The organism is Rhizobium sp. 05N430 (genome assembly GCF_056396985.1).
On sequence record NZ_JBFTMO010000002.1, the window covers coordinates 441,292 to 468,259 of the forward strand.

The 26,968-nt window shown below is 62.3% G+C and carries 24 protein-coding genes; 3 read left to right on the forward strand and 21 right to left on the reverse strand.

Features of this window, described 5'->3' with window-relative positions:
* Window positions 1–109 precede the first annotated feature (109 nt).
* The 3 genes from AC1DJO_RS05835 to AC1DJO_RS05845 all read left to right on the forward strand — a co-directional run bounded on the left by AC1DJO_RS05835 (window position 110) and on the right by AC1DJO_RS05845 (window position 3,285).
* Window positions 110–1,132, forward strand: coding sequence for an LLM class flavin-dependent oxidoreductase (locus AC1DJO_RS05835; protein WP_112388585.1), 1,023 nt, complete (start codon window positions 110–112; stop codon window positions 1,130–1,132).
* Between the two features lie 157 nt (window positions 1,133–1,289).
* Complete coding sequence (locus AC1DJO_RS05840) at window positions 1,290–2,693, forward strand: aminotransferase-like domain-containing protein (RefSeq protein WP_112388584.1); 1,404 nt, start codon at window positions 1,290–1,292, stop codon at window positions 2,691–2,693.
* A 199-nt stretch (window positions 2,694–2,892) separates the two neighbouring features.
* Entirely contained in the window at window positions 2,893–3,285 is a 393-nt protein-coding gene (locus tag AC1DJO_RS05845) for a DUF983 domain-containing protein (RefSeq protein ID WP_112389017.1), read from the forward strand.
* Window positions 3,286–3,357: 72 nt separating this feature from the next.
* Here AC1DJO_RS05845 and AC1DJO_RS05850 read toward each other — a convergent pair whose 3' ends face one another.
* From AC1DJO_RS05850 to AC1DJO_RS05950, 21 genes are all read right to left on the reverse strand, one after another.
* Window positions 3,358–4,500, reverse strand: a complete 1,143-nt coding sequence (locus AC1DJO_RS05850) for a M24 family metallopeptidase (protein ID WP_112389016.1) — start codon at window positions 4,498–4,500, stop codon at window positions 3,358–3,360.
* A 111-nt stretch (window positions 4,501–4,611) separates the two neighbouring features.
* Complete coding sequence (locus AC1DJO_RS05855; protein WP_477969507.1) at window positions 4,612–5,373, reverse strand: iron ABC transporter ATP-binding protein; 762 nt, start codon at window positions 5,371–5,373, stop codon at window positions 4,612–4,614.
* Window positions 5,370–6,311, reverse strand: coding sequence for an iron chelate uptake ABC transporter family permease subunit (locus AC1DJO_RS05860; protein WP_112388582.1), 942 nt, complete (start codon window positions 6,309–6,311; stop codon window positions 5,370–5,372). The genes AC1DJO_RS05855 and AC1DJO_RS05860 overlap by 4 nt, the downstream gene beginning before the upstream one ends.
* Complete coding sequence (locus AC1DJO_RS05865) at window positions 6,304–7,260, reverse strand: ABC transporter permease (protein ID WP_112388581.1); 957 nt, start codon at window positions 7,258–7,260, stop codon at window positions 6,304–6,306. The genes AC1DJO_RS05860 and AC1DJO_RS05865 overlap by 8 nt, the downstream gene beginning before the upstream one ends.
* Window positions 7,257–8,162: a siderophore ABC transporter substrate-binding protein gene (locus tag AC1DJO_RS05870; RefSeq protein ID WP_112388580.1), complete on the reverse strand. Its 906-nt coding sequence runs from the start codon at window positions 8,160–8,162 to the stop codon at window positions 7,257–7,259. Before AC1DJO_RS05870 ends, AC1DJO_RS05865 begins: the two co-directional genes overlap by 4 nt.
* 15 nt (window positions 8,163–8,177) lie before the next feature.
* Window positions 8,178–9,023 carry a sugar phosphate isomerase/epimerase family protein gene (locus tag AC1DJO_RS05875; protein ID WP_112388579.1) on the reverse strand — a complete coding sequence of 282 codons (846 nt, stop codon included), beginning with the start codon at window positions 9,021–9,023 and terminating at the stop codon, window positions 8,178–8,180.
* Window positions 9,020–10,324: a DUF6005 family protein gene (locus AC1DJO_RS05880; RefSeq protein WP_112388578.1), complete on the reverse strand. Its 1,305-nt coding sequence runs from the start codon at window positions 10,322–10,324 to the stop codon at window positions 9,020–9,022. Before AC1DJO_RS05880 ends, AC1DJO_RS05875 begins: the two co-directional genes overlap by 4 nt.
* A complete protein-coding gene (locus AC1DJO_RS05885) occupies window positions 10,321–11,598 on the reverse strand; it encodes an AMP-binding protein (RefSeq protein ID WP_310290884.1) in 1,278 nt (425 codons plus the stop codon). The genes AC1DJO_RS05880 and AC1DJO_RS05885 overlap by 4 nt, the downstream gene beginning before the upstream one ends.
* Before the next feature lie 15 nt (window positions 11,599–11,613).
* Complete coding sequence (locus AC1DJO_RS05890; protein WP_310290887.1) at window positions 11,614–13,314, reverse strand: IucA/IucC family protein; 1,701 nt, start codon at window positions 13,312–13,314, stop codon at window positions 11,614–11,616.
* The gene (locus AC1DJO_RS05895) at window positions 13,298–15,076 is read right to left on the reverse strand and encodes an IucA/IucC family protein (protein WP_112388577.1); all 1,779 of its coding nucleotides are present in this window, start codon (window positions 15,074–15,076) and stop codon (window positions 13,298–13,300) included. Before AC1DJO_RS05895 ends, AC1DJO_RS05890 begins: the two co-directional genes overlap by 17 nt.
* A gap of 70 nt (window positions 15,077–15,146) precedes the next feature.
* Window positions 15,147–15,446 (reverse strand): DUF2218 domain-containing protein, encoded by a 300-nt coding sequence (locus AC1DJO_RS05900; RefSeq protein ID WP_112388576.1) that lies wholly within the window; start codon window positions 15,444–15,446, stop codon window positions 15,147–15,149.
* A gap of 43 nt (window positions 15,447–15,489) precedes the next feature.
* On the reverse strand, window positions 15,490–17,745 hold the full coding sequence (locus tag AC1DJO_RS05905) for a TonB-dependent receptor (protein WP_310290894.1): 2,256 nt from the start codon (window positions 17,743–17,745) through the stop codon (window positions 15,490–15,492).
* Window positions 17,746–17,939: 194 nt separating this feature from the next.
* Entirely contained in the window at window positions 17,940–18,926 is a 987-nt protein-coding gene (locus tag AC1DJO_RS05910) for a FecR family protein (protein WP_112538230.1), read from the reverse strand.
* 102 nt (window positions 18,927–19,028) lie between these two features.
* A complete protein-coding gene (locus tag AC1DJO_RS05915; RefSeq protein WP_477969510.1) occupies window positions 19,029–19,544 on the reverse strand; it encodes an RNA polymerase sigma factor in 516 nt (171 codons plus the stop codon).
* A 346-nt stretch (window positions 19,545–19,890) separates the two neighbouring features.
* Window positions 19,891–21,039 carry a serine hydrolase domain-containing protein gene (locus AC1DJO_RS05920; protein ID WP_112388572.1) on the reverse strand — a complete coding sequence of 383 codons (1,149 nt, stop codon included), beginning with the start codon at window positions 21,037–21,039 and terminating at the stop codon, window positions 19,891–19,893.
* Window positions 21,036–21,923 (reverse strand): N-carbamoylputrescine amidase, encoded by an 888-nt coding sequence (aguB, locus tag AC1DJO_RS05925; protein ID WP_112388571.1) that lies wholly within the window; start codon window positions 21,921–21,923, stop codon window positions 21,036–21,038. The genes AC1DJO_RS05920 and aguB overlap by 4 nt, the downstream gene beginning before the upstream one ends.
* A gap of 2 nt (window positions 21,924–21,925) precedes the next feature.
* Window positions 21,926–22,957, reverse strand: coding sequence for a histone deacetylase family protein (locus tag AC1DJO_RS05930; RefSeq protein ID WP_112388570.1), 1,032 nt, complete (start codon window positions 22,955–22,957; stop codon window positions 21,926–21,928).
* 72 nt (window positions 22,958–23,029) lie between these two features.
* Window positions 23,030–24,064 (reverse strand): ABC transporter substrate-binding protein, encoded by a 1,035-nt coding sequence (locus AC1DJO_RS05935; RefSeq protein ID WP_112388569.1) that lies wholly within the window; start codon window positions 24,062–24,064, stop codon window positions 23,030–23,032.
* A gap of 23 nt (window positions 24,065–24,087) precedes the next feature.
* Window positions 24,088–24,885 (reverse strand): ABC transporter permease, encoded by a 798-nt coding sequence (locus tag AC1DJO_RS05940; RefSeq protein ID WP_112388568.1) that lies wholly within the window; start codon window positions 24,883–24,885, stop codon window positions 24,088–24,090.
* Complete coding sequence (locus AC1DJO_RS05945; RefSeq protein WP_112388567.1) at window positions 24,878–25,798, reverse strand: ABC transporter permease; 921 nt, start codon at window positions 25,796–25,798, stop codon at window positions 24,878–24,880. The genes AC1DJO_RS05940 and AC1DJO_RS05945 overlap by 8 nt, the downstream gene beginning before the upstream one ends.
* Window position 25,799: 1 nt before the next feature.
* Window positions 25,800–26,909, reverse strand: coding sequence for an ABC transporter ATP-binding protein (locus AC1DJO_RS05950; RefSeq protein WP_405049566.1), 1,110 nt, complete (start codon window positions 26,907–26,909; stop codon window positions 25,800–25,802).
* Window positions 26,910–26,968: the final 59 nt, after the last annotated feature.

Below are 26,968 nucleotides of genomic sequence, written 5' to 3' on the forward strand. Positions count from 1 at the left end.
ATGATGCGAGGCGCGCCGGAAGCGACACTCTGTTCAATGGGGCGCGGCTATATTCCGGCGCGGCGGCGTGGCAAGACAGCGGCAACGAAACCTTGCGGATGACAGCATCATGAAAAAGATCGGTTTTCTCTCGTTCGGGCACTGGACGCCCTCCCCGCAATCGCAAACCCGCACGGCGGGCGACACGTTGCTGCAGTCGATCGACCTGGCGGTGGCCGCCGAGGAGCTCGGCGCCGACGGCGCCTATTTCCGCGTACACCACTTTGCCCGCCAGCTGGCATCGCCATTTCCGCTTCTGGCGGCAGTCGGCGCGAAGACCAGGCGGATCGAGATCGGTACCGCGGTCATCGACATGCGCTACGAAAACCCGCTCTACATGGCCGAAGATGCCGGAGCGGCGGACCTGATCTCCGGCGGCCGCCTGCAGCTCGGCATCAGCCGTGGTTCGCCGGAGCAGGTCATCGATGGCTACCGCTATTTCGGCTACGCCCCAGCCGACGGTGAGAGCGATGCCGATATGGGCCGCCGCCACACAGAGGTGTTTCTGGACGTGCTGCGCGGAGAGGGCTTTGCCGAGCCCAATCCGCGGCCGATGTTTCCGAACCCGCCGGGCCTGCTGCGCCTCGAACCGCATTCCGAGGGCCTGCGTGAGCGTATCTGGTGGGGATCGAGCTCCAATGCGACCTCCATCTGGGCTGCCAAGCTCGGCATGAACCTGCAGAGCTCGACGCTGAAGACCGACGAGAGCGGCAAGCCGTTCCATATCCAGCAGGCCGAACAGATACGTATCTATCGCGAGGCCTGGAAGGAAGCCGGGCATGCGCGCGAGCCGCGGGTCTCCGTCAGCCGCAGCATCTTCGCGCTTATGAACGATATGGACCGCGCCTATTTCGGCGCCAGCGGCAACAGCCAGGACCAGATCGGCAACATCGATCCGCAGACGCAGGCGATTTTCGGTCGTTCCTATGCAGCAGAACCCGACCGGCTGATTGCTCAGCTGAAGCAGGACGAGGCGATCGCCGAGGCCGACACGCTGCTGCTGACCGTGCCGAACCAGCTGGGTGTCGACTACAACGCGCATGTGATCGAGAGCATCCTCAAGCACGTCGCCCCGGCGCTCGGCTGGCGGTAAACGCCCCAGAAGGGCATCCCCGTATCTGCGGGGATGCCAAAGCTTCCCTGGAATCCGATGTTGCGACAATGTTTCCGCGTGACAGAAACTCGATGCAACAATATACAGTCAATGCGGGAGCTACTTCCCGCGTTGGCCCGGTATCGACGGATCACAGATGAAAGACTGGCACCCAGATCTCAACCGCTCTTCCAGCCCACGCTATATGGCGATTGCCGATCTGATCGAGATGGATCTCAGAAGCGGTGTGCTTGCTGCCGGCGACCGGTTGCCGCCGCAGCGCGAGCTCGCCAAACGCCTCAATATCGATTTCACCACGGTCGCCCGTGGCTATGTTGAGGCGCGCAAGCGCGGGCTTGTCGGCTCGCATGTCGGCCGTGGCACCTTCGTAACCGGCGGTCAGGAAAAAGAGCGCCGAGGGTTTGCTGCCGAAGCCGTTGCCGATCCGCGGCGCGAAGCCGTCGCCGATTTCTCGATGAACCTTCCGCCCGAGCCCGATGGCGTCGAGCTTCTGGAGCGAATGCGCGATGGCATGGCAACCGTCGCCGCCAATCTGATCCCGCTGCTGCGCTATCAGGGATTTGGCGGTTCGGCGATGGACAAGGAGGCGGCCGGCGTCTGGCTTGGCCGCCGTGGTCTGGCGCCGTCGCAGGAGCGCATCTTCGTCACGCCCGGCGCGCATCCGGCGCTGCTGGCTATTTTCGGCATGCTGGCGCGGCCGGGCGATGCCGTTCTCTCCGAAAACATCACCTATCCCGGCATGCGCTCGATCGCTGCTCAGCTGCGGCTCAATCTGTCGGGGCTCCCGATGGATGAAGAGGGTATTCTCCCGGATGCGCTGGCCGATGCCTGCGAAAGGCTGAAGCCGAAGGCGCTCTATCTCAACCCGACCCTGCAGAACCCGCTGACGCTGACCATTCCGCTTCAGCGCCGCGAAGCGATCGCGGCGGTCGCCCGCAAATACAATCTGCCCGTCGTCGAAGACGATGCCTATGGCTTCATTCCTGCCGATGGCCCCCCGCCGCTGGCGGCGATTGCGCCGGAGCTCACCTGGCATATCGGCGGTCTGGCGAAATGCATCGGCGCCGGCTTGCGGCTGGCCTTCGTCGTGGCGCCCGATACCAAGGCGATCTGGCCGTTTATCAGCGCCATGCGCACTGGCAATGTCATGGCCTCGCCGCTCAATCTGGCGCTGGCGACCCAGTGGATCGAAGACGGTACCGCCGATTCCATCCTCCACTTCATCCGCACCGAGGCAGCGGCCCGCCAAGAGATGGTGGCAAGGATCCTGCCTGCGGGCAGCTATAACGCGGATGCGATCAGCTTCAATATCTGGCTGCCGCTGACGAATGGCTGGACCCGATCGACCTTCAGCAGCCATATGCGCAGTTCGGGTATCGGTGTCGTCGCAAGCGATGCCTTCACCGTCGATGGCCAGGCGCCGGAGGCTGTGCGCGTCTGCATTGGCGGGCCGATTACGAGAGAGCGTCTGCAGGGCGCGCTGGATTTCATGGCGCATGCACTGGAAGGCTCGCCCGAGATGACGGCGTCGTTTTTCTGATCCCGTCCAGTCTTTGCCGCGCTGGCGGAAGCGGCGCGTGACGGCGCTGGAGATGGCTTCTTAACTTTACGATCAAGTCACTGCGGCATTGTGCCTAATAGACTGGCAATTCGCCTTCAATGTAATTATATTGTATGCATACATTCAGAGGCATTGAATGCATATAAAAATGCCTCGCAACCTGAAAAGCGAGATAACCGTGGATACCGAATATCCTCCTCTTCCTCCCATGCAGACCGGCATTCGCGGCCGTTGTCCGCGATGCGGGCAGGGGCACATGTTCAAGGGCTTCTTGACGCTTCGGACGGAGTGCGAGGCTTGCGGACTGGATTACTCCTTCGCCGATCCGGCCGACGGCCCGGCCTTCTTCGTCATCTGCTTTGCCTGCGTCCCGAGCGTGCTGCTCGGCGTGTGGCTGGAGGTCGCCTTCTCGGCGCCGCTCTGGGTGCAGTTCCTGGTGACAGGTCCGTTCATGCTGGCGACCTGTATTCCGCCGCTGAGGCCGCTGAAAGGCTGGCTCGTCGCCAGCCAGTATTTCTACAAGGCCGAGGAAGGCAAACTTGCGCGGCGGGAGATCAGTCCCGCAAGCTGATTGATTTTCGTCCATATGGCCCGGCCATTCTCCTGTCGGAGGATGGCCGGGTTTTGCATCTTGCGGTTCGCGTCAGACCGACGACGGGCCGGTTGACGGCTCGGTAAACCAGTTGGCGCCGGTCTCCGACATGTAGATATGGTCTTCCAGGCGAACCCCGAACTGGCCGGGAAAGACGATCATAGGCTCGTTGGAAAAGCACATGCCAGGCGCCAGAGGCGTCTTGTTGCCGCGGACGATGAACGGTCCTTCGTGGATTTCGAGCCCCAGTCCGTGGCCCGCGCGGTGCGGCAAACCGGGCAGCTGATAGTCCGGGCCTAGCCCATGGTTGGCAAAAGTCTTGCGGGCTGCTGCATCCAGCGTCTCGCAGGCAGCACCAAGCGTTGCCGCACCGAAAACCGCCAGCTGTCCCTCGCGCTCGATCGACCAGGCGCGCTCGAATTCGCTGGTGGGATCAAGCATATAGGTCCGGGTCAGATCGGAATGGTAGCCGTCGATCCGGCAACCCGTATCGACGAGAATGACGTCGCCATCCTGAAGGATCTGCTCGCCATCGGCGCCATGCGGCAGCGCCGTGGCGGTGCCGAAAGAGACGATGCAGAAGCTCGAGCCGTTGTCAGCGTCTGCCGCACGGTGCTGCTGATCGATGAACCGGACCACTTCCGATGCGGCGATGCCGGGCTTGATCATCTCGCGGACCTTGCCGTGAATGCCGAGCGTCAGCTTCATCGCATATTGAATGATGGCGATCTCGGCTGGCGATTTGGTGAGGCGCAACGCATTGATCATCGGCCCGGCATCGACGAGCCTTGCGGCGCCGATCTTTTCGGCGAAGGCATGGTAGAAGGCGAGCGGCAACGCATCGTCGAGCGCCAGCTTGCCTGAGGCGCCTGCAAGCTGCGCGACGATGGCCGAGGGGCTTTCCTCTTCCTGCCAGACCAGCAGATCGCCCGGAAGATGCGGCAGAGTCTCGACGCGGCTAAGCTCGAAACCCGGCACGATATAGGTGAGCCTGTCTTCGGTGACGACAGCGCCGAGCAGGCGCTCGCTCAGATGCCAGACGAGACCGGTGAAGTAGCGCAGGCTTTCCGTCGGACCGAGAAGCGTGGCGGCAATGCCGCGTTCCCGCATGCTCTGGCGAAGCCGGTCCAGGCGGGCGGCCCGCTCGTTTTCAGTGATGGCGGCTACGGGGTGGTTCCATGCCTGCTGCGTCATGCTCATATCCACTTTTGATCATAGATCCCGCCGTCATACCGCCGGGTGGGCGAAGACATGCATCCGATCGGCGCCGAAGGAAAGTGGTATTTTTTATCATTGCCCGGCGTTCTACCGGCAAAAATGCAGCGCGACCCGCATGCCCTCGGCTTCGTGTACCGGCATCGCGTAGCCGAAGACGGCTTCCAGCACATCGGTCTTCAGGACCTCTTCAGGCGCGCCGGCGGCGATGATCCGCCCGTCCTTCATGGCAACGATCCGGTCGGCATAGGCGGCCGCCTGGTTGATGTCGTGGATAACGATGACGATGGTGCGGCCGTTCTCGTCGGCGATCCGGCGCAGTGTCTGCATCAGCTGGCGGGCGTAGAACATGTCGAGATTGTTCAGCGGCTCGTCGAGCAGCAGGTAGTCGGTGCCCTGACAGAACGTCATCGCCACCATGGCGCGTTGTCTTTGGCCACCGGAAAGCGTGTCGATGAATCGGCTTGCGAGATCGTTGAGATCGAAACCCGCCAACGCCTCGTCGATCAGCTTCTCGTCCGCGGCCGTCAGGCGGCCGCGGTGGTGGGGGAAGCGGCCGAAGCCGACCAGTTCGCGCACCCTGAGCCTGCTTGCCGTTGCCGTGTCCTGGCGCAGGATCGCCAGCACCTTGGCAAGCTCCCGGCCGCTGGTGGTGCCGACGGGAAGCCCGTCAACGGAGATCGAGCCATGCTGCAGCGGCTGGAGCCGCGCGATCAGCGACAGAAGCGTGGACTTGCCGGCGCCATTCGGCCCGACGAGTGCCGTGATGCCGCCCTTGGGGATCGTCAGCTTGACGGATTTGAGGATTTCTGCCTTGGCGATTGACAGCGAGACATTTTCGATACGGATCATTTTCTGCTCCCGGTAATCAGCATCAGAAGGAAGACAAGGCCGCCGGCGAATTCGATGACGATGCCGAGCGTGGAGGCGCTGCCCAACAGATGCTGCAGCAGGGTCTGGCCGCCGACGAGAAGGATGATGGCGACCACTATGGCGGTGGGGATCAGCGCGCCGTGTCTGCTGCTCCCGCCGATCTTTTCCGCAAGGGCCGTGACAAGCAGGCCGAGAAAGGCAACGGGGCCGACAAGGGCGGTCGAGACCGAGACCAGGGCCGAGACCAGCAGAAGAATGGCGGCCACCGTCTTCAGCCAGTCGATGCCGAGGCCGGTGGCGCTCTCGCGCCCGAGCAGCAGAACGTCGAGCACATGCCGCAGGCGCCAGGCGGCGATGACGGCGGCAAGCGTCAGGACCGCCGCGATCCCGAGCAGACCTGTTTCAACGTTGCTGAAATTGGCGAAGCTCACCGTCTGCGCGACGGCAAACTCGTTTGGGTCGATGAGGCGAGCGAGGAGCGAGGTGAGGCTGCGGAAGAGAATGCCGGCAACGACGCCTGCCAGCAGCATCAGCCCGATATCCGTCCGAGTCTTCAGCATCGGAAAGAGCAGCGCGCAGGACATCAGCATCAGAAGCAGCACTTCCATGCCGAACTTCGCTTCCGCATTCAGCGCGGAGAATCCGGCGCCGCCGACGGCGAAGACCAGCGCGATCTGGCCGAAGACGTAGAGGGCATCGAGGCCCATGATCGATGGCGTCAGGATGCGATTGCCGGTGACGGTCTGAAACAGCACCGTCGAGACGGCGATGGATGCTGCCACGACTATGAGGGCCGCGAGCCTTACAGCGCGCAGCTCCAGTGCAAAGGCGATGTTGCCGCGAAGGCCGATCGACATGAAGGCGATAAGGCTGGCGACCGCGAGAGCGGCGAGGATGAGCAGGCGCGTCTTATGCATCTCTTCGCCGCCCGAATAGCAGCACAAGGAAAAGCAGTGCGCCTGTAACCCCCATGACGGTTCCGACGGGTATTTCATAGGGGTAACGGATGAGGCGGCCGATAATATCGCAGCCGAGCACCAGGATTGCGCCGCCTGCGGCCACCCATCCGATCGAGCTGCGGATATTGTCGCCGAGCAGACGGGAGGCGACATTCGGCACGACAAGCCCGGCGAAGGGGATCATGCCGACGACGGTGACCGTCAGCGCCGTGATGACCGAGACGATGACCAGCCCGGCCTGCAGCATCCGCCCATAGCTGATGCCAAGCCCGATCGAGGCATCGCGCCCGAGCGTCATGATCGTCAGCCGGTCGGCAATCCACCAGGCGGCGCCGACCAGCGGTACGGCGAGCCACAGCAGTTCGTAGCGCCCGCGCAGGATGCCGGAGAACTCGCCGTTCATCCAGATTTCCACATATTGCAGCAGATCGGTCTGCCATGCGGCGAAGGTCACCGCCGCGCCGATCACCCCGCCATAGACGAGGCCGAACAGCGGCACCAGATAGGGCTGCTCCGGCGGCAGGCGATGGGCCGTCGCCAGGAAGACCGTGGTTCCGGCAAGGGAGGTCGCGGTGGCGACCAGCGTCTTTAGGGCAAGCGAGGCTGTCGGATAGAAGATGGTGGCGATGAGGATGCCGAGCGCCGCGCTCTGCGCCGCTCCGGCCGTCGCCGGTTCGACGAAGCGGTTTCTGGCGATGGTCTGCATGATCAGGCCGGCGATGGCGAGGCCCGCACCCGCCAGAACGGCGGCAAGCGTGCGCGGCAGGCGGCTGACGAACAGCAGCTGCTGCGCCGCCGGATCGAACGGCCCGGTCCCCGTGCTGCCAGCGCCGACACACAGGCTGACGGCAAAAAGCGCCGCGAGCAAAGGCGGCGCAATCCACTTGCAGGACAGGCGACAGTTCATCGCTTCGCGGCGGCAAAAGCGGTGGTGATCTGGTCCAGGACGCGAAGCGTCGATTGAACCCCGCCCGCGGCAATGTAGAAGTCGGCGGCGGGCAGGTAGATCACCTGTCCCTTTTTCCAGGCGGCCGTCTCGGCGACAAGGGCGTTGTCGAGCGTCGCCTTGGCGTTCTGGTCGCTGGAGCCGATTGCCACTGCCCGGTCGAGCACCAACAGCCAGTCGGGATTGGCCTCTCGGATGAATTCGAAGGAAACAGCCTCGCCATGCGTCGCGGCGGTGACGTCCTTTACAGCGGATGGAAGCGCCAGCGCGTTATGCACCCAGCCGAAGCGGGAACCGGCGCCATAGGCCGAGATCTTCGGGCCATTGGTCATGACGATCAGCGCCTTGCCCTTGCCGGCGATCGCTTGGCGGGCCTTTTCCACGGCCTGGTCGAGTTCCGCAGACGCGGCCTGCGCCTCCGCCACTTTGCCGAACAATGCGCCGTAAGCCGAGAGCCGTTGCTTCGCCTGCAGCAGCAGATCGTCGCCATCCATCGTCATGTCGATCGACGGAGCGACCTTCGAGACGGACGAGAGCTTTGGCGAGGAACGGCCGCCGACGATGATGAGATCGGGGGAAAGCGCACTCAACGCTTCAAGATCGGGCTCGAAAATATCGCCGACCGGCTTGGCCGTCCCGTTCAGGCGATCGAGTTCGGGGACGTAGAGTTTCGACGGCAGGCCGTCGATCCTGACGCCGAGCTTGTCGAGCGTATCGACCGCCGCGATGTCGTAAACCGCAACAGTTTTCGGCGCCGCATCGATGGTCACGACGCCTTGCGCCGTCTCGATCTCCAGCGCCTGCGCGGCAACGCCCGGGACCAGCAGAAAGAGGGTGGTGAGAAATGTCTTGAACACATGCATGGTCGATATCCGAAGTTAGAAATTGGCCGAGCGTTGAAGCGGGACCGTGTTGTCGAGTGTGTCGGCAAGACGTCCGCGGTCGTTTTTCAACACCTCGAAGCAGTCGGAGCCGAACCATTCCAGCGATGCATCGGCGCTAAGCTCGCCGGAAAGCTCCGACAGGAAGCGATCATAGTCGAAGGCACCGGCAAAAAGCGGCGTCATCGCATCGCGCCGGCCGGCGGCTGAATAGACATTCGCCGGTTCGAAAATATCGAGATCATCGCGCGAGGCGACGTTCTTCAGGTGGTAGTGTCGGATATGCGGGCGCAAAGCGCGGTGCATGGCGACGGGATCGTCGCCGCCTTCCCAGACATGCAGAACATCGAAGTTGATCTTGAAGGCCGGGTGGCGAACTTCGTCGATCAGCCGGAGCGTCGAAGGGCCGGTGTCGGCGAGGGTATTCGGATGGGTTTCTACCAGTAGCAGCAGGCCATGCGCTTCGGCAATCACCGCGATCTCCCGCAGCCGCGCGATGATCCGGCGCCGGTCTTCGATCGAGGTCGCGGCACTGGCACGACTGCCTGCAAAGATGCGGATCTTCCGCGCGCCCCAGCGGTTCGCGTGACCGCAGAGCTCCAGCGCCAGCCGCCGAAGCGTGGCGGCTTCCGCTTCAAGCGGCAGATAGTGACTGATCATCGGCACGCCGAGCCCGAAGCCCGCGAGCCAGCTGCCATCCAGCTCCGGCCTGGCGGCAAGATTGCGCGCATGCGCCCCCCAGAGTTCGATCCCCTGAAAGCCGTTGCAGCGCGCCCAGTTGGCGATGTCTTCGATCGACAGAAGATGGTGGCGGAAGGTGATGGTGCAGAGAGAGACCTTCATCGTGATACTCCTCTCGCCAACGGCGCAGCGGAAGCGGCAATGCCGCGGCTTTCGCACCAGAGGCCGAAGACCTCCTGCAACTTGTTCTTGATCCTGCCCTCAATGCGTTCGGCGTTGTCGAGGCGTTTGAAGACGTCGGCTGCGAAGTTGTGGTCGCGCGTCTGGCTGAGTTTCATGCAGGCGTAATGCAGCGACTTGAGCTCCTGGAATAGAGCCTCGATCTCGTCGCACCAGATGTCGAATTCCGCCGATGGCAGCTTGAGGGCGCGCCAGAAGAACGCGAAGCCGTGCTCATAGGCATACTTGCGGATCGAGATCACCGGGAGTTCGCGCACCGCCGAAGCCAGCGCCGGGAGCTGCAGGCGCGGCGGGCCGTCGAGATGCGCCGCAACGATCCTGCGGACCGCATCGACGAGCGGATTGCCGCGTGGATGGAAGCTGGCGTGGAAATAGTCGCGCAGGTCTTCGTCAACAGGCGCACGCGCTTCGGAGCGGTCGAAAACGTAACCGCCTGCGACGCTGGGCTGCATCATCGCATTGATGATCTTGGCGCGCTCGATCTGGCCCTGCCAGCGGTAGTCGGGGTCGAGAACATTCCAGATCTCGGGATCGCCGCTCGTCTCGATCATCAGGTAGTGCGGGAAGGGGTTCTGGTTGAACTTGTTTTCCCGTTCCGGCAGGTGGAAAAGATCGACCATCACCATGACATAGCCGGTTTCGCCGCGGCGCTCGATCAGATCGAGCATCGTCGAAAGGTTCTCTTCCTTAGACCTGCCGTGGTCGTACCACTCTCGCACTTCGGCGCCGTAGAGCGTTTCGAACCACGAGCGGAAGAATTCCTGGCTGATTGCAGGCGTGTGATAGAGCAGTTCGAACTGCTCGCTGACAGCGAAATCGGCGTCCCATACGCCGAAATAGAAGGGCCGGTGGTCAAGCCCCGCCTTCTTCAGGCCCTCGCAGACGCAGCTGACGAAGCAGTGAACCTTGATGTCGTAATAAGCTTCGCCGTGCACGCCATCGCCTTCAGGCACAGCAGCAGGAGATATTGGCTCTGCCGGCGCATCGGCAAAGAGACCGGCGAGATCCTCGACCGTGACGATATCCTGGCGGTTGATGATCTCATCGACGGCGGGAAGCCCGTATTCCAGTTCGAGGTTGAGGAAGATCTGCAGGATCAGCACGGAATCCAGATAGAGATCCTCGTTGAGCCGCGCCGTCGGCGCAAAGGCGCCGGCATGTGGAAGCTGCATCGTATCGCGCAGGATCGAGCCGATGGCGGAGATGATCTCGCCGCGGTTCATTGTGCCGCCTCCATGGCTGGGGCCGCGAAGGCACCGGCCTGGTGCATTTCGGCCACCTGCCTCCGGCTGATCTTGCCATTTGCCTGCCGCGGCACGGCGCCGACCTGCAGGATCTCCATCGGCAGCTGATGGCTGGCAAGATTGCGGCTGCACCATTCGCGGACGGAGAGCGGGTTGATCGCCTCTGCAGCGCTGAAAATCAGCGTCACGCGCTCGCCGGCAAAACGATCCGGCTTGCGAAACGCGACGGCATCGGAAATGCCGGGCATCAGCATCACTGCGTCCTCGACATCCTTCGGATAAACGTTGAGACCCGAGACGTTGATCGTGTCGTCCATGCGCGAGACGAAGACCAGCATGCCGTCCTCGCGCAGATAGCCGAGATCCTGGGTGCGAACGGCCGTAGTCGCATTGCTGACGACGATTTCACCGGGAGCGGTGGCGCCTTGCCCGGCTTCGGCACGATGGTGCGGCAGGACATAGCCCATATCGGCGGCGCTGCGGACATCCGGGTTGATGGCGATGCATCCGGCTTCGGAGCAGCCATATTGCTGGAACATGTGCTCCGCCCTGGTCCGGATATCGGCAAACCAGGGCTCTGGCAGAACGGTTCCCGATGTCATGACAGCATGGATCTTTTCGCCTGAAGGCAGAAGCCTTGCCAGCGTGTGGAGAATCGCCGGCGACGAATAGAGCAACGGGCGGTCGATCTCCTTAAGCTTTCGCAGCAGGTATTTCGGATTGGCGGTGTTGAGGATCACCGGCGTCTGGCCGCGGCGAAGCGCAACGAGAATGCCGCAGATCAGCCCGTAGGAATGGGTCGTGGGGCAGGCGACAACAGGGGTCATTGCCTCAGGGGCGCGAAACGCCGTGACATAGCTTTCGATCTCGCGATCGATCTCGCTCCAGTTCCGCGCGATGCATTTCGGCGTTCCCGTCGTGCCGGAGCTCATCTGCAGCAGCTGTCCTTCGCCGGCGGCGGCTTCCTGTTCCGAGAGCAATTCCGCCTGTAGGCTGTTGTAGAAGAGCGTGCCGCAACCGGCGCTGACCGCAAGACGGCGGGCAGCGGGATAGGGCGTGCCCGGAAAAATCGGCAGGACGTTGGCCCCGATCGAGCGGATGGCGAAGAACAGCTCCAGCCAGTCGACGGTGTTGGCAAAGCAGACCGCATAGCGGGCGGGCTGGCGCCGGTCGAGCCCGGATTCCTTTATGCATCGCTCTGTGGCGCTGTCGAAATGGGCCCGGTCGTAAAGCGTATCGTCTATGGTGATCATCGGGTTATCCTCTGTTCAGCCGGTGACGGCAAAGATGTTGGGGATGAGGTGATGATATTCCGGCTGGGCTGCGAGCAGCTTCCGGGTCATCAGGGATTCGGTGAGGATCGACGGAGCGCTGTGGCCGAGCGCGGCCTGCCTCTCTCCGAGATCATGCCGTTTCGCGTAAGCCGCGAGGCAGGCTGTGGTCTTCTGCCAGAAGGCGGTTTCGCTGTAGCCGTAATGTTCTTCGAGAAGATGCGAAACCTCAGTGAGATTGTAGATGAACAGCGTGTCCATCACCAATTCCCGCAGCGAATCCAGCGAGTCCGTCGAATAGAAATCGCCGGGCCTGGCATCCCGGTAGACGGCGTCCAGTTGCGCGAAATCGGGCGCGTTTTGGCGGTCGGCGAGGAAATCCGTGGAGAATTCGATACTCTCATGGAAATCGCGCAGCATGATCCTGACCGGCCAGCCGTCCTTGTGGACGAGAACCATGTTCTGCCCATGTGCCTCGACGGCGATGCCGTGGGCCACAAGCAGATGCCAGACGGGCAGCACGGCGATGTCGAGAAGCCGGTCCATCCAGGCGTCAAGGCCATAGCGCCGAACGAAAGGATCGATGAATGGCGCGCCGTCCGCCTCGATCATCATCAGGGCGTTGAACGGGATCGCCGCTTCGCCGGCACCAAGGCTGGCTTCAGGGCTCTCCCGCCAGATGGCACCGAGATGGCCGGAAAGCTCTGTCGAGCGGCCGGCGATCATGCCCGCATATTCGCGCAGGATCGTCAGTGGGTAGCGGGTGGCAAACAGGCTGTCCGAGCGCACGACGCTATCAATCCACGCCGAGATGATGGGGGCGGTGCAGACAGAATGCGGCTCCAATATTCGCTCGGCCGAGGTGTTGACCATCGCCAGCGGCAGTTTGAGATGGGCGCGGCGGGGTTCTTCCGCGTCGAGCAGCGTTCGGACGGACTGGCTGGCCGTATAGAACGGGCCGGCGGTGCCAAGGCAATGTACGAGCCCTTCCGTGATCCAGTTTTTCAGGCGATCCTGGCTCAGGGTGCGCCATTGCCAGGGATGAACAGGCAGCAGCGCGAAATCCTCACCAAGGCCGGGTGCATCCCGGCGCCCCGACAGCTCGTCGTAAACGTCGGTTCCGAGCTCATGCTGCCAGAACTCGTCTTCGCCGCAGGGCAGCCGCTGTTCCAGCAGCGAGCGGGAGACGGCAAGCCAGATGAGCTGAAAGCGGCGTCCGGCCTCAGGTCCATAGCTGGCGTGATCGGCTTCGGAAAATCCGGTCCGCGCCTTGTAGCAGGGATGATAGGGATGCCCCTCGTCCAGCAGCGCTTCCAGCGATGCGTAGGCCGACGAACGGCGGCAGCGCCGATCAAGGTTGGCAGCGTTCCAGCGCGACAGCGTCACCGTCTGCTCCATCTCGTTGAGCAGTCTGGCGCGGTTGCGCGCATTGCCGGGCAGATGCGGCACCACTGCGGCGAGCGTCGCCTCGCACCATTGCCCATCGTGAGTCATTTCGATCGAGCCGGGCACGATCCTCACCCGGCCAAATGCGCCTCTTGTCGCACTGCAGCGGAACTCAACCGCTCCGAGGCTCCACAGCGTCTGGCCGGAGGCCGCGATCTCGTGAGGCACGATGCCTTCGAAGAGCAGCGCTGCAATGAGCTGGCGCAGGACACGCTCTTCGGGCCGTCCGTGAAGCTCAAGAGGCAATGGCATGATTGCCCTCCCGGAAGCCCGAGGCCGCGACCGCGAATAGCGGGTTGGGCAGGTCGCTATACAGCGAGACGCCGCCTTCCGACTGAAGCTCGTCGATGTCGAGAAGCCGGGCCATCAGGTTTGTCTTCGTGGCGATGACGGGCCGGTCGAGCAGATGCCGCGCAAAGTCGCGGCCTGCGCCGCTCAAAGTGGCCGCGAGCTGCTCGAGGCGGTTTCGCAGCACCAGGAGCAGGGCACTTTCATCCTGCAGCCCGTCGTGGCCCATGCGGCTGATCAGCGAGAAGATCTGATTGACCGTCAGATAATAGGCGAAGCGGTTGCGGATTTCCGCATCGTCGAAATAGAGCGAGGCGATCCCTGCCGTCTCCGGCACATGCCGCATCAAGAGCGGCCGGTAGCGATTGGAGAGATAGAAGCCCTGATTGTCGCGATAGTAGAAGCCGCCGGGATAGCCTGCCGAGACGTCGAGAATGCTGTTTTGCTGATGCGCCTCGAGCGCGATGCCGAACTCGTCGTAGAGTTTGACGAGCGGAACGAGCGCGTGATCGAGATAGCGCTCGAACCAGGTGAGAGCCACGCAGGAGCGCGCCTTGCCGCTACGCGTGGCAAGACCGGTGATGATCCGGTCGAGTCGAGAGGGCTGCCCGGGAAGCGGATCGGCGGTGAGCGCAGCGACTGTCACCATGCCTTCGTCGTGCCCCTCGACGAACGGGTTTTCCCGGAGGATGACTTCGAATCCGCTTTCGCTGAGGCCCGGGATATCGAGCGTAATGTAAGCCGGGTCGTGAATGATCCGGAAATTTGGGTAGCGTTCCGAAATGCCGGTCCTGTCGAACAGTTTTGCAATGGCGATCCCGGCATCCAGCTCATGGCGCCGGTTGCGGCGCAAGGAGTTGGTTATCTGTACCGGCAACGAGAATTTCAGCATCCAGGGCTGGCTGCGGCTATAGACCGTGCGTACCGACGAGGTTGCGGTGAATGGTGCATCGCGGGCACCGAGATCGCGAAGCAGGCCGCTGCGCAGCATCGACTGCACATCGGCGTCGAGCCTGAGAGCCTCGGCCTGTAGCGGATGCATGGGTATCAGCGTCTCGCCGTCGCGCAGGAGCCCCGCAGCCTCCCTTGCCATGCTCTCGATGATCTCGACGGCGCTTTCGGCACGTGCCGAGGCATGCCTGACACAATCGGTGCGAGCCGCGAAGAAATGCAGCTGGAACTCGCCGGCGAATTCGGGTGCATAGCTTGGCTGCTGCCAGGCGGACATGCCCTGCAGGCTCTTCGGCGTCGGGTGCATCCAGTGACCGAAGACCAGCGATTGCTCGGCATCGATGAAACGGTCGCTCGACGTCCGCGCCTCGCCCCCGGCATCCAGATAGCTCATCGTCTGGCGGTAGCTCTGCAGCACGCGCAGAAGGAGCTCGAGTTCCAGGCCTTGCAGGGTATCGGCAGGCAGGTCATGACCGCGCCTGTACATTTCATGGACGAGGAACTGCAGCGCGGTGACGAGCGCGACCGGCCGCCAGGCGATTTCGGATGTGCCCTTGCACCAGGCGCGGCCGAAGCGGTGCGGACCGCAGAGCGACCGCGAAGTTATTTCAGCGCGCAGAAAGAGATGCTGGCTGGGCAGCGCCCATTCGATGCAATCGACACCGGAAGCACCGCCATGTCTTGCAGACAGACCGGCATCGATTTCACGCATGTAGCAGTTTACAAAGCTCTGGAACGTAGCCCGTTCGGCAATCTGACGGGAAGACTGGCTCATGGTTCACCTTTATCGACGGCAGGAAGTGCCGCGCGAAAACGCGCAGCGCTCCCGTGTCTCAATGCTGTGCTCACGCGTCCTGGTGCTGCTTCGTCCAGAGCAGTGGCTCCGGTTTCTCCTTGAAGGCGAAGCGAAGGAGATGGTCCTCCATCACCGCCCGGGTCTCGGCAAATTCCGCTTCGCTTTCGGCGCTGACCCTGAGAAGCAGGGCGTCTCGCCCCGCCTCCAGTTTGCCGATGCCGCAGGAGAAGCGGTATTCGGCATGCCCGTCCGCCTCGATGACCTCGACCTTATGGGCAAAGTGCTTGCACATCTGCTCGAGATATTTCTGGCCGTTTCCCGTTTCGAACCTGGCTGTCGCCTCGATCATCGGATCAATTCCCTGCTTTGCGCATGTTCATCGGCCGGCGTTCTCAGAACGTCGCCTTGGCGGTGATCATGAAGGCGCGGCCTTCCTGGTGGAGCGGCTTCACGGTGCCGAATTCCTGTCCGTAAGACGCCCTTTCGGCATAGGTTTCGTCGAAGAGATTTTTGACGTCGGCGCGGAAGGTCAGATTGGAGTGGCTCGGCGGCTTGTACTCGGCGAAGACATTGACGACTTCGTAGGCCTTGTAGGCAGGAGCTCCGGACGCCACCCGGTCATATTCCGGCGCAATCTCAACATCCCCGCCGATTGTCAGGCCCCATTCGCTAAACGTGTGGGCGGCGGTGATCGTGATGATATCGCCAACAGGAGCTGCGAGATAATTGCCGGTATCAGAATCGGCTGGCTTGCCGTCCACATCGACATCGATATGGGCGTACTTGACCTTGATGAAGCCGTCGAGCCACTCGTAACCCGCGCCGATTTCAAAGCCACGCGATTGCATGTCGTGCGCCAGCAGCGCGCCCGTTGCGGTCGCGTATCTGGCGACGCGCGCATCGTAGATATCGGTCCCGAAGACGGTGCCTTCGAGTGTAAAACCGTTATGGTGTGCTTCGAGGCCAAACGTGAAGTTGTTGGACGTGACCGGCTCCGGACCGTCGCCATAGTTCCAGATCGGATTCATGATGAAGCTCTCGGCCAGCGGGATGCCTGCCCAGACATGCGAGAAACCGGTTTTGGCCGTGAGGAAATCCGTCAGGTCGTATTCGAGCGACACGTTGCCGCTCAGGCCTGCATTGTCCCACTTGTCGCCGCTGGTGCCGGTAAACCATTGCTGGTCGGCTCTGCCGCCGAACGACAGGCGGGTATGGTCCCAGGGCTCCAGCCGCGCCTGCGCGTAAAGGCCCACATTGGTTGCCTTTTCGCGCGAGGAGTCCGAGAAGCCAAGCAACGTGCTGGCGGCGTCGAGATCGACCTTGTCATTGTAAAAATCGAGACCGGCAGTGATGTCGCCAATTCCGACGTCGAAGCGGTTTTCGAATTTGCCGTTGAAGCTGGTGGTCTCGCCGATCGTCGGGAAGGTCGTCGGGATCGTGCAGCCTCGACCAGGGCAGGCGTAGCCCAGGGTGCCGACCTCGTTCTTGGCATAAGCCAGAACAAAGGTCGGATCCCACAGGCCTTCGGGCGTTTCGTCCGTGTAGGTGAATACCGTATTCTGGCGGGTCAGCGTGTAGTCGCGAACCTTTGGCTCCCAAGGGCGCGCGTTGGTGATGAGCTCCATGTTCGCGCGGAACGGCCGGGGCGCATCATCCCTGACGCTCTCATGGCTGAGCTCGACGCGATCGCCGCTGTCGAACTCATAGGCGACCTTGCCGATGCCGCTGATGATGTTGGTGCTCGTGCCGAGCACCTCGTCGCCGTTGCCGGCCGTGAATTCGTCGCCGCGGCCGTAGTTGAGGTAACCGAGAAATTCCAGCCCGTCCTTCATGCCGTAGCCGGACACGCCGTTGGTGAAGGTGTTGCTGTTGAAATTATAGGACGAGGTGACGAAGGCGCCGACGCCATCGCCCTGCAGGAGGTCGCGGGCATCCTTGGTTTCGTAGGCGATCGCGCCGGCAAGTGCGCCCGGACCTGCATCGGCGGGCGCGATACCGGCGTCAACGTCAACGAGCTTCAGGAGGCCCGGGTCGATCAGGGTCGTTGCGTTGTGATGGAACACCTTGTTGCCCTGGCGGCCGCCGTCGATGGTGACCGCGAGATTGGTTTCCTCGACGCCGTGGACATAGACCTTCTGCGACATCGGCAGCGAGCTGCCGACCTGGATGCCCGGTTCGCCGCGGAAGACGTCGGCAAGGCTCGTCGGGTTGTTGCGCTCGATCTCCCGCTCGCCGATGATGATCTCACCTGCGCCGCCGCGTCCGCCTGCAACACCCTGGACCTGGATCGGTTGCAGCACGGTCGAACCGTCGGCGGCCGCCGCGCCGCCGGCGGTTCCTGCCGTGGTTGCCGTGCCTACAACGACGGTGCCGTTCTGGATGCGGTAGGAAATGCCGGTGCCGGACAGCAGGCGGGCGAGCGCCTGTTCAGGCGTCATCTCGCCGGTCACGCTTGCTGAGCTGACGCCGCGCGACGTTTCGGATGCCAGCGTCACCTGCAGGCCGGCTTGTCTGCCGAAGACATTGAGGGCGCCGGAGAGCGGCTGGGACGGGATGTTGAATTCTTTTACGGCAGCCGCAGCGGTGTTCTGCGCAAATGCGGGCGTGGTCACTGCCGGTGCCAGCGCGCTGATTGCGACCACAGCCACTGTTGCCCGCAGCCATGCTGCACGATTCAGTCTAAGCCCCCGCCCGGTACGGCACGCCACTACGCTCATCTCGACTCTGTCTCCGTTCTGACGCAGAGCCCCCCGGCCTACGTTTCAGCAGCAAAGACGATCGACCTTCCGGGTTTTTTCAGCAGCGATGACGATTTTTGAAAATAAATCGCATTTGCATCTGGCTAGAGAAGCGAGAGGACACGGAGATAGGGAGAGAGGCGGTGCACCTTGCCGCCGAACGGCTCGACCAGCGCTTCGAGCGCATGATCTGGATCCTTGAGATCATAGAGACCGGTGACGCGCTGCGACGCAAGCGTGCCGCTCGGTATCCGGATCCAGGCCGGGTGATAGCGCTGCAGGGTCGCGACCACGGAGGCGATGGTGGCGTCGTTGACGAAGAGCTTTCCGTCCCGCCATGCGCCGATTTCGGCGATGTCGATGCTATCGACGGTCAGCGTGCCGCTGGCGCGGTCTGCCCGGGCAATCTGGCCGGGCGAAAGCTCGGTGTCGGCTTTTCCGCCTGTGGCGGAGACATCGACGATGCCGCGGGCGAGCGCCACGGAGGCGTGCTCGCTGGTCATCGACACGTCGAAGGCGGTGCCGATGACGCCGACCTTCATGCCGCCGGCATCAACGATGAAGGGGCGTTTGGCGTCATGTGCAACATCGAAAAACGCCTGGCCCGCGAGAAGCGTCACATGGCGGGTGGCGCCCTCCATCTCTGTCTTGATGGCACTGCGCGCTGCCATCTCAACGATACTGCCATCGTCAAGCGTCAGGGTCATCGTCTGCGCCGTGCCGGTCGTGTAGTCGGCGGTGAACAGGATCAGCAGCGAGGGCGCGAACAGCGCCAGGATGATGCAGGCGGCGGCGAGAAGCGTGCCGGTGGCCCAAAGCCGCAAGGATGTACGGCGCTTCCGCGAGCGCGCAGTGGCGAAATCGATGATATCGGGTGTGGTGGCACCGGCCTGCTGACGCGGCATCGCTTCCCCGAGCAGAGCCCAGCTGCGGCAGGCGGCATCCCAGGCCTTGGCATGTTCCGGCGAACAGTGCAGCCATTGCTGGAAAGCGGCATCGGTGGCCGGATCCGCGCTGCTTTCCCGAAGGCGCAGAAACCAGTCCATGGCCTCTTCGAGAATGTCTTCGGATCGATTGCTATGCTGTGTCAAATGTCGCCCCAGTGGGATACGGCCTCTCCGGCTCGTTATCCGCTTTTCCCTTTCGATCCTATAGACGATCGAACGGGCCGATTTTTTCACGCCAGTTGTGCGTCATGACACGGGTGCGTCAAGGGCGAGCGCAATTTTCATCATCGCACTTTTGACGTGGCGGTGCACGGTGGCAACCGAGACGTCGAGATGCCGGGCGACCTCTTCCAGCGTGTGGCCGCCAAACCGGTACATTTCCACCGCCGTCCGCGCATCGTCGGGCAGGCTCGCCAGCGCCTCGGAGGCGACGCGAACCTGGTCACAGAACATCAGCGCCTGTTCCGGATTTTCGGTCTCGACCGGGATCGTCCAGTGCAGCGGCTCGCCCTCCTGCTGTCTCGCCTCCACCTTGCGACGCTTGAGCACGTCGAAGGACAGGTTGCGAAAGACGCGATAGAGATAGGCAACGGTCTGGCGGGGTGAGCCGATCGGCGACTGGCCGGGCGTGAAACGCAGATAAGCGTCCTGCACGATGTCTTCGGCCGCCTCCCGCGAACCGAGAATTCGCGCGGCATAGTCGATCAAAGCCGTCCGGTGCTCGATATACAGGCCATGCCGGATTTCCGCTTCTGTCGTCATCCAAAACTACCGATGAAATTGTAGAACCGTCGAGCGCTGCGGCTTCCGGTTAGACGAAAAGAAACGTGGTGTCAAAAAAACTTGTTAAAAGCACTCATGTTTTATGGCCGAAGAATATACATCGGGCTGCGGTGCGATGTCTGGTCCACCGGTCAGGTGCTTCCGCGCATCTCAACATGCGGCTCGACGAGGATATGCCGGGCTTCCTGGCGCCCCTCGATCCTGCTCAGCAGCATCTCCGCTGCCGTCCGGCGCCGACACCGTCGTCCCTCTCGACGTGGCCGAACTACAGACGCAGTTCGCCTCTCCGGTTCCATCCAAGGAGCACCGGTTTTCCTGATCCTGGCTACGCGGACGCCCGGCAGATGCTGCGCAGCGAGCCGATGATCGCCTGGTCGAGCGGCGGATCGACAGGCAGGGTTTGCGATGACAGCTTGACGACGACGGTTTTCGTTTCCGGATGGATCCATATCCACTGGCCGTGGATTCCGATCGCTGCGAGTTCCCCGTGCCCGGTCTCGTACCAGTAGTTCCGGTAACTCCCTTGCGGAAACAGCTCCCGCTGATCGCCGCTCTCCCAGGCGGCGCGGCGCTTTCGCGACCAGAGGTCCGCCACGAATTCCGGTTCGACAAGACCGGCGCCGTGCGCCCTGATAACCTCGCCAACGAGGCCAAGATCGCGCGCCGTCGCCGAAATGCCGCCGGCGGCGCGTGCCGTACCGATGCGGTCAACCGTCACCATCGCGTCCGCACCGGCGCTCAGCGGTTTCCAGATGTGGTCACTCATCAAGGATGCGAAACGCGCGCCGGCCGCCCGCTCCAGAACAATGCCGGCAAGATCGGTGTTCGGCGAGCGGTAGGCGTGATGTTCGCCGTGCTCCTGCCCACCTTTCGCGATGCTGCAGATGAAGCTCCTGAGATCGGGAGCCGGGGCCTCGGGCCTGTCTGGATTCCAGCCGGTGGCGCGCCTGTAGCGCTCGAAGCCACCCGACGTGTCGAGATAGTCCTCGATGAAGGCAACGCTGATCTCCATATCGAACAGCTGCTGCACCGTCGCATCCGCATAAGCGGAGCCTGCGGTCTCGGGCACGTAGTCGATGATCGGCCTGTCGAGCGTAAGGAAACCCTTACCGGCCAGTATCCCGGCAAGCAGCCCGGTCAGCGATTTGGAGACGGAGAATATGATGTGCGGGCGTGCCGGATCGGAATGCGGTGCCGACCATTCGGCAACAATCTGCCCGTCGCGCATCACCAGCAGCTCGTCGGTCTGGCTCGCCGTCAGAAAGCTTTCGAGCGGCATCCGTGTCCCGTCGGAAGCGGCAACGTCGAGCTTTGCGAACGAGCCGAGGGGCTTGCGACCCTGTGGTGCCCTGCCGCCTCCGGCGGAAATGACGGCAGATGGGACGATCTCGCTGACATTCTGAAACGACCAGCGGCTATAGGGTGCGGTCCGCCAGTTGGAGAGCGAAACGTCGGCGCGGGAAAATTCCGTCATGGGCGTTGAGTTCCGTCGGCTGTTGCGAGTGTGCCGTAAAGGTCCGGGCGCCGATCGCGAAACAGACCCCAGGCGGCGCGGTTGGCGGCAAGGGCCGAGCGGTCGAAGCTGGCGATCAGCACCTGTTCCTGGTCTCGTGACGCGCTGGCAACGAGCTGGCCGTCGGGTCCCGAGATGAAGGAGGAGCCGTAGTAGGATTGAGATAGCCCGGCGATTGTTTCCGAACCGATGCGATTGGCTGCCGCAACCGGAACCATATTGGCGGCAGCGTGCCCGCGCATGACCATCCGCCAGTGCTCCATCGTGTCGAGGGCGGGATTGGCGGGTTCCGAGCCGATTGCCGTGGGGTAAAGGATGAGCTCGGCGCCCATCAAGGCCATGGCGCGGGCGGCCTCGGGAAACCATTGGTCCCAGCAGATGCCGACGCCGATGGTTCCGAAACGCGTGTGCCAGACCTTGAAGCCGGTATCGCCGGGGCGGAAGTAGAATTTCTCGCTATAGCCCGGACCATCCGGAATGTGCGATTTGCGATAGACACCGAGAATGCCGCCGCTATCGTCGATCATCGCCATGCTGTTGTAGAAGGCCTGGTTCTTCCGCTCGAAGAAGGAGACGGGCAAGACGATGCCGAGGTCGCGGGCGAGCGCGCGCATCGGCTCGATAACCGGGTGTTCTTCGACAGGATGGGCGCGGGCGAAGTGAACCGGATCCTGCGTCTGGCAGAAATACAGACCCTCGAACAGCTCCTGAACCAGCACGATATTCGCGCCGCCGGCGGCCGCCTCCCGGATCAGCCGTGAGGCCGTTGCGATATTCTCCGCAATATCATCCGAGCAGGCGAACTGGACGACGCCGAGCGTGATGGTCGATCCTGCCGTTATCATGATCAGGCGCCTTCGAAACCGGTGAGAACGCTGACGGCGTTTACGCCAATTTCAGCGACCGCATAGCCGCCCTCCATCACGAACAGGGTCGGCAGGCCGAGTGCGGCGATCTTCTCGCCGATCTTCGGAAAGTCTTCGGTCTTCAGTTTGAATTTGCTGATCGGGTCTTTCTCGAACGTATCGACGCCGAGAGAGACGACCACAACGTCAGGCGCGTAGGCGAGCAGCTTGGCGCAGGCGTCATCGAGCGATTGGCTCCAGCGGTCCCAGGCCGTTCCGAAACGCATGGGGTAATTGAGATTGAAACCCTCGCCATCGCCCGCGCCGCGCTCGTCGGCATGACCGAGAAAATAGGGATATTCCTGCATCGGGTCGGCGTGCAGATTGATGACCTGCACGTCGGCGCGCGCATAGAAGATTTCCTGCGTGCCGTTGCCATGGTGATAGTCGACATCGAGGATCGACACGCGTTTTGCGCCGCCGTCGCGCAGCGACTGTGCCGCAACAGCAGCGTTGTTGATGTAGCAATAGCCGCCCATGAAGCCCGCGCCCGCGTGGTGGCCGGGCGGACGGCAGAGCGCGAAGGCGGAGCGCGCGCCGCCTTGCACCATCGCGGCGGCGGTGAGCGCCGTATCATGCGAAGACTTGATCGCATCCCAGGATCCTTCGACGATACCGCAGCCGGCATCGAAGGAATAATAGCCGAGCAGGCCGTCGATGAATTCGGGTCTGACGTCGCCGCGCAACCCCCGGGTCGGCCAGGTGAATGGCAGAGCAGTGCCCGAGCGGCCCTCGGCGGTCCAGCGGTCCCAGATCGTCGGCAGGAAATCCAGGTAGTCCTGATGATGAATGCGGGCCGCCGTCGTGAGGTCATGTTCGGTTGGCTCGAGGATCTCGCCCAGCCCGACTGCCTTGATGCGCGCCGCGACATATTCGGCGCGCGATGTCAGCTCGAAGCCGGGCACGATGGCGCCTGCGACAAGTTCCAATTGCTCGGCATGCCCGCGATGGCGGGGCGAAAAAACGGTCTTCATGAAAAGCGTCCATCAACGGCAAGGTCAACAGCACCCCGCCGTTTCGGGCGGGGCGCGATGAGATGGGAGGGTCTACTTCTGGAGTTCGGTCCAGATCTTCGTGTAGAGCGCCTGAACCTCCGGCGGGCAGGTCATCGAGGGCACGCCGACCGAGGCGAATTCGGCCGGAATGTTGATTTCAGGCGCACCCTTCATGTCGGCAGGCATGTATTTGTCGGAACCGGCGATGCCGTTCGCATAGCGATGGAAGCCCGAGTTCATGCCGGCGTTTTCAGGATCCATCATGAAGTTCTGGAAGAGCTTTGCGTTCTCGACATTCTTGGCGTCTTTCAGCACCGAGAGATTGTCGCTCCAGTTGACAAAGCCTTCCTTCGGATAGCCGAACTTGATGGCCGGGTTCTTCAGGCGCTGGCGGAATGCGGAGCCGTTCCAGTCGCTGGAGGCGGCGAAGTCGCCTGAGCCCATCTTCTCGATCGTGCCGTATTCCATCGCCACCCAGTTGGGCTTCGCCTTCAGCAGCGTGTCGCGCACCTTCTTGAGGATCGTCAGGTCGCCGGTGCATTTCTTGCCGCCGTTGTAGAGGACGGCCGCGTCGATGACATCGGTCATTTCCGGGACGACGTTTACCTTCCCCTTCAGCTCGTCCGGCGTATCGAAGATGATGCCCCAGGTGTTGATGTCACCCTTGTAGACATCGGTGTTGACCACCGTGCCGACGATGCCCATCGCCCACGGCACGGTGTATTTGCGGCCGGGGTCGAAATCGGGATTGGCCCATTCCTTGGCGACGTTCTTGAAGTTCTCCATCTTGCCCGGATCGGTTTCAAGAAGCAGGCCTTCGGAGATCCAGATCGGGATGTAGTTCTGCGACGGCACGACCATGTCGAAACCGGAGCCGCCCTGGCGAACCTTGGCCAGCGCCGTATCGTTGGAATCGTAGTCGGTGATGGTCACCTTGACCTTGTACTTGTCCTCGAACTTCTTGATCATCTCGGGGCTGGTATAGTTGCCCCAGTTGTAGATGTTCAGCACGCCTTCCGCCCGGGCAAGGCCGGTGGACGCAAGAAGCGCTGCCGTCATGGCAATGGTCGCAGTCATCCGTTTCATGCTTATGTTCCCTCTCTTGTTGTTCAGGCACGATTTCGATTGACGATGAAGAACACGGTGACGACGCAGATCGACAGGCCGAGAAACAGCGTCGAAATCGCGTTCATTTCAGGGGTGATGGAACGGCGGATCTGTCCGAGCATGTAGGTCGGCAGCGTATCCTGGCCGGCCGATTTGACGAATTCGGTGATCACCACGTCATCGAGCGAAATGACGAAAGCCAGCATGAAACCGGCGAGGATACCCGGCCAGAGCAGCGGCAGCGTCACATATCTGAAGGCATTCCAGGGTGTCGCATAAAGATCCGCCGCGGCTTTCTCCAGCGTCAGATCCATATTCTCCAGCCTGGCGCGGATCGGCAGATAGGCGAAGGGAATACAGAAGGCGGTGTGGGCGGCGATCAGGTAGCCAAGCCCGGAATAGCCGGTCCAGATCTTGATGCGCGCAAAGAAAATGAGCAGCGCGACGGCCGTCACGATTTCCGGAATCATCAGCGGCTGGTTGATGAAGGCGTATTTCACCGTCAGGCCGCGATAGGGTTCGGTCCGGGTGGTCGCCAATGCCGCCATGGTTGCGGCGATCGTCGCGACGACTGCGGCAACGCTGGCGATCTGCAGGGAGCGTATCGAGGCATCGATGACCTGCTGGTTCTCGAAGGCTTTCGCAAACCAGCGAAGCGACAGGCCGTCGAAGGAGGCGAGCGATTCACCCGCGTTGAACGAATAGAAGACCAGCACCGCGATCGGCAGATAGAGCGCGGCGAAGCAAAGCAGCGCGATGGTCGTGAAGCCACGCTGGCGGCGGACGGAAAAGCTAGCCATGCCTCGTCTCCTGCGAGCCTGCATTGCGGACGTAAAACAGCAAGGCGACCATGACGATCAGCATCAGCGAGATCGACAGGGCGGAGCCGAGCGGCCAGTTCCGGCCCTGCCCGAATTGCAGTTCGATGAGATTGCCGAGCATCAGGTTCTTGCCGCCGCCGAGGATGCTCGGCGTCACATAGGCGCCGAGCGCCGGAATGAAGACGAGGATCGAGCCCGCGATGATGCCGGGCTTGACGAGAGGAATGATGATGCGGCGGAGAACCTTGAAAGGCGTCGCATAGAGATCGTAGCCGGCCTCGACCAGGCGGAAGTCCAGCTTTTCCATACTGGCATAGAGTGGCAAAACCATCAGCGGCAGGTAGACATAGACCATGCCGGTCAGGATGGCGCCATCCGTGAACAGCATCTGGATCGGCTTGGCGATCAGGTCGAATTTCAGCAGCAGGCCGTTGATCAGGCCGTCGTTGCGAATGATTTCGAGGATGGCGAAGGTGCGGATCAGAAGATTGGTCCAGAAGGGAATGGTGATCAGCAGCAGCCAGAGTTCACGTGTCGACTGCGGCCGTGTGGCAATGAAATAGGCCGTCGGAAAGCCGACGAGCAGCGTCAGGACCGTGGTGACGAGCGACAGCACGGTGGAGCGCAGAAAGATCGAGATATGCGCGTCGGCAAGCGACAGCGTGTCGTCGAAGATATCCTTCTGCAGCACCACATTGATCCAGCCATCGATGGACGGCGTCCAGACGACATCGCCGTAAGGACCGGGCGTCAGGAAGGAATAGACGACGACGATAAGAAGCGGGCCGGTGGCGGCGATCAGGATGATCAGCAGGGCTGGGAGCGAGAGAAGCCAGCGTTTCCGGATGTCCCGGCTCTTTTCCGCTTCGATCGTTCCAACCGCGTCTGCCATATCAGTTCCTCAAGATCCTGGCTGCGTTGGGCTCGATCGCAATGCCGACCCTGTCACCCTCGGCAAACCTGGCGCCCTGCAACGGTTTGTTCTGCTCGCGCAGGGTGAACACGGTCTCATGGTCTGCGAGCCGCACGTGGTAATGCGTATCGGTTCCGAAATAGACGACGTTCTCGAGCGTGCCCATCATCTGGCAGTCCGGGCGTTCGGCAGGCGCGCAGAGCACTGCATGCTCGGGCCTGAGCACCAGCGTCACATCGCCGTCCGCGTGGAAATCCTTGGGCATCGTTGCAGAGATGCGCCCGGCCGCAGGTGTCTCGACTTCGGCTATTCCAGCGGTGACTGAGCGGATACGCCCCTTCAGGAAATTGGTCTCGCCGATAAAGTCGGCGACGAAACGGTCGGCGGGTGCGTCGTAGATTTCGCGCGGGCCGCCGACCTGCAAGATCTTGCCCGCCGACATCACGGCGATGCGGTCAGACATGGTCAGGGCTTCTTCCTGGTCATGGGTGACGAAGATGAAGGTGATGCCGGTTTCCGATTGCAGGCGCTTGAGCTCGATCTGCATGTCCTTGCGCAGCTTGTAATCGAGTGCAGAAAGGGGCTCGTCGAGCAGGAGCACCTTCGGCTGCGGCGCCAATGCGCGTGCGAGCGCCACACGCTGTTGCTGGCCGCCGGATATCTGGCTCGTCCGCCGGGCTGCCAATGCCTCCATGCGCACCAGCTTCAGCATCGTCGAGACGCGGTCCTTGATCTCCTGCTTGGGTCTGCCGAGCATGGTCAGGCCAAAGCCGATATTCTCGGCGACAGTCATGTGCGGAAAGAGGGCGTAGCTCTGGAACACGGTGTTGATCGGCCGTTTGAAGGGCGGCATCGCGGCGATGTCTTCGCCGTTCAGCATGATCTCGCCGGAGGTTGGAAATTCGAAGCCGGCGATCAGCCGCAGCAGCGTCGTCTTTCCGCATCCCGACGGGCCGAGAAGCGTGAAGAATTCGTTTTGCCGGATGGAAACCGATGCGTTGTCGACTGCGGAAAAGGCGAACTCGCCAAACCCGAATACCTTGGAAACACTGCGAATTTCAATCGCGTTCAATTCCGCCATATGCGGCACACTCACCGTTGCAAAGCTGCTGTTCCCCGCCTTTTTAGGCTTTTGTTAAGGTGATCACA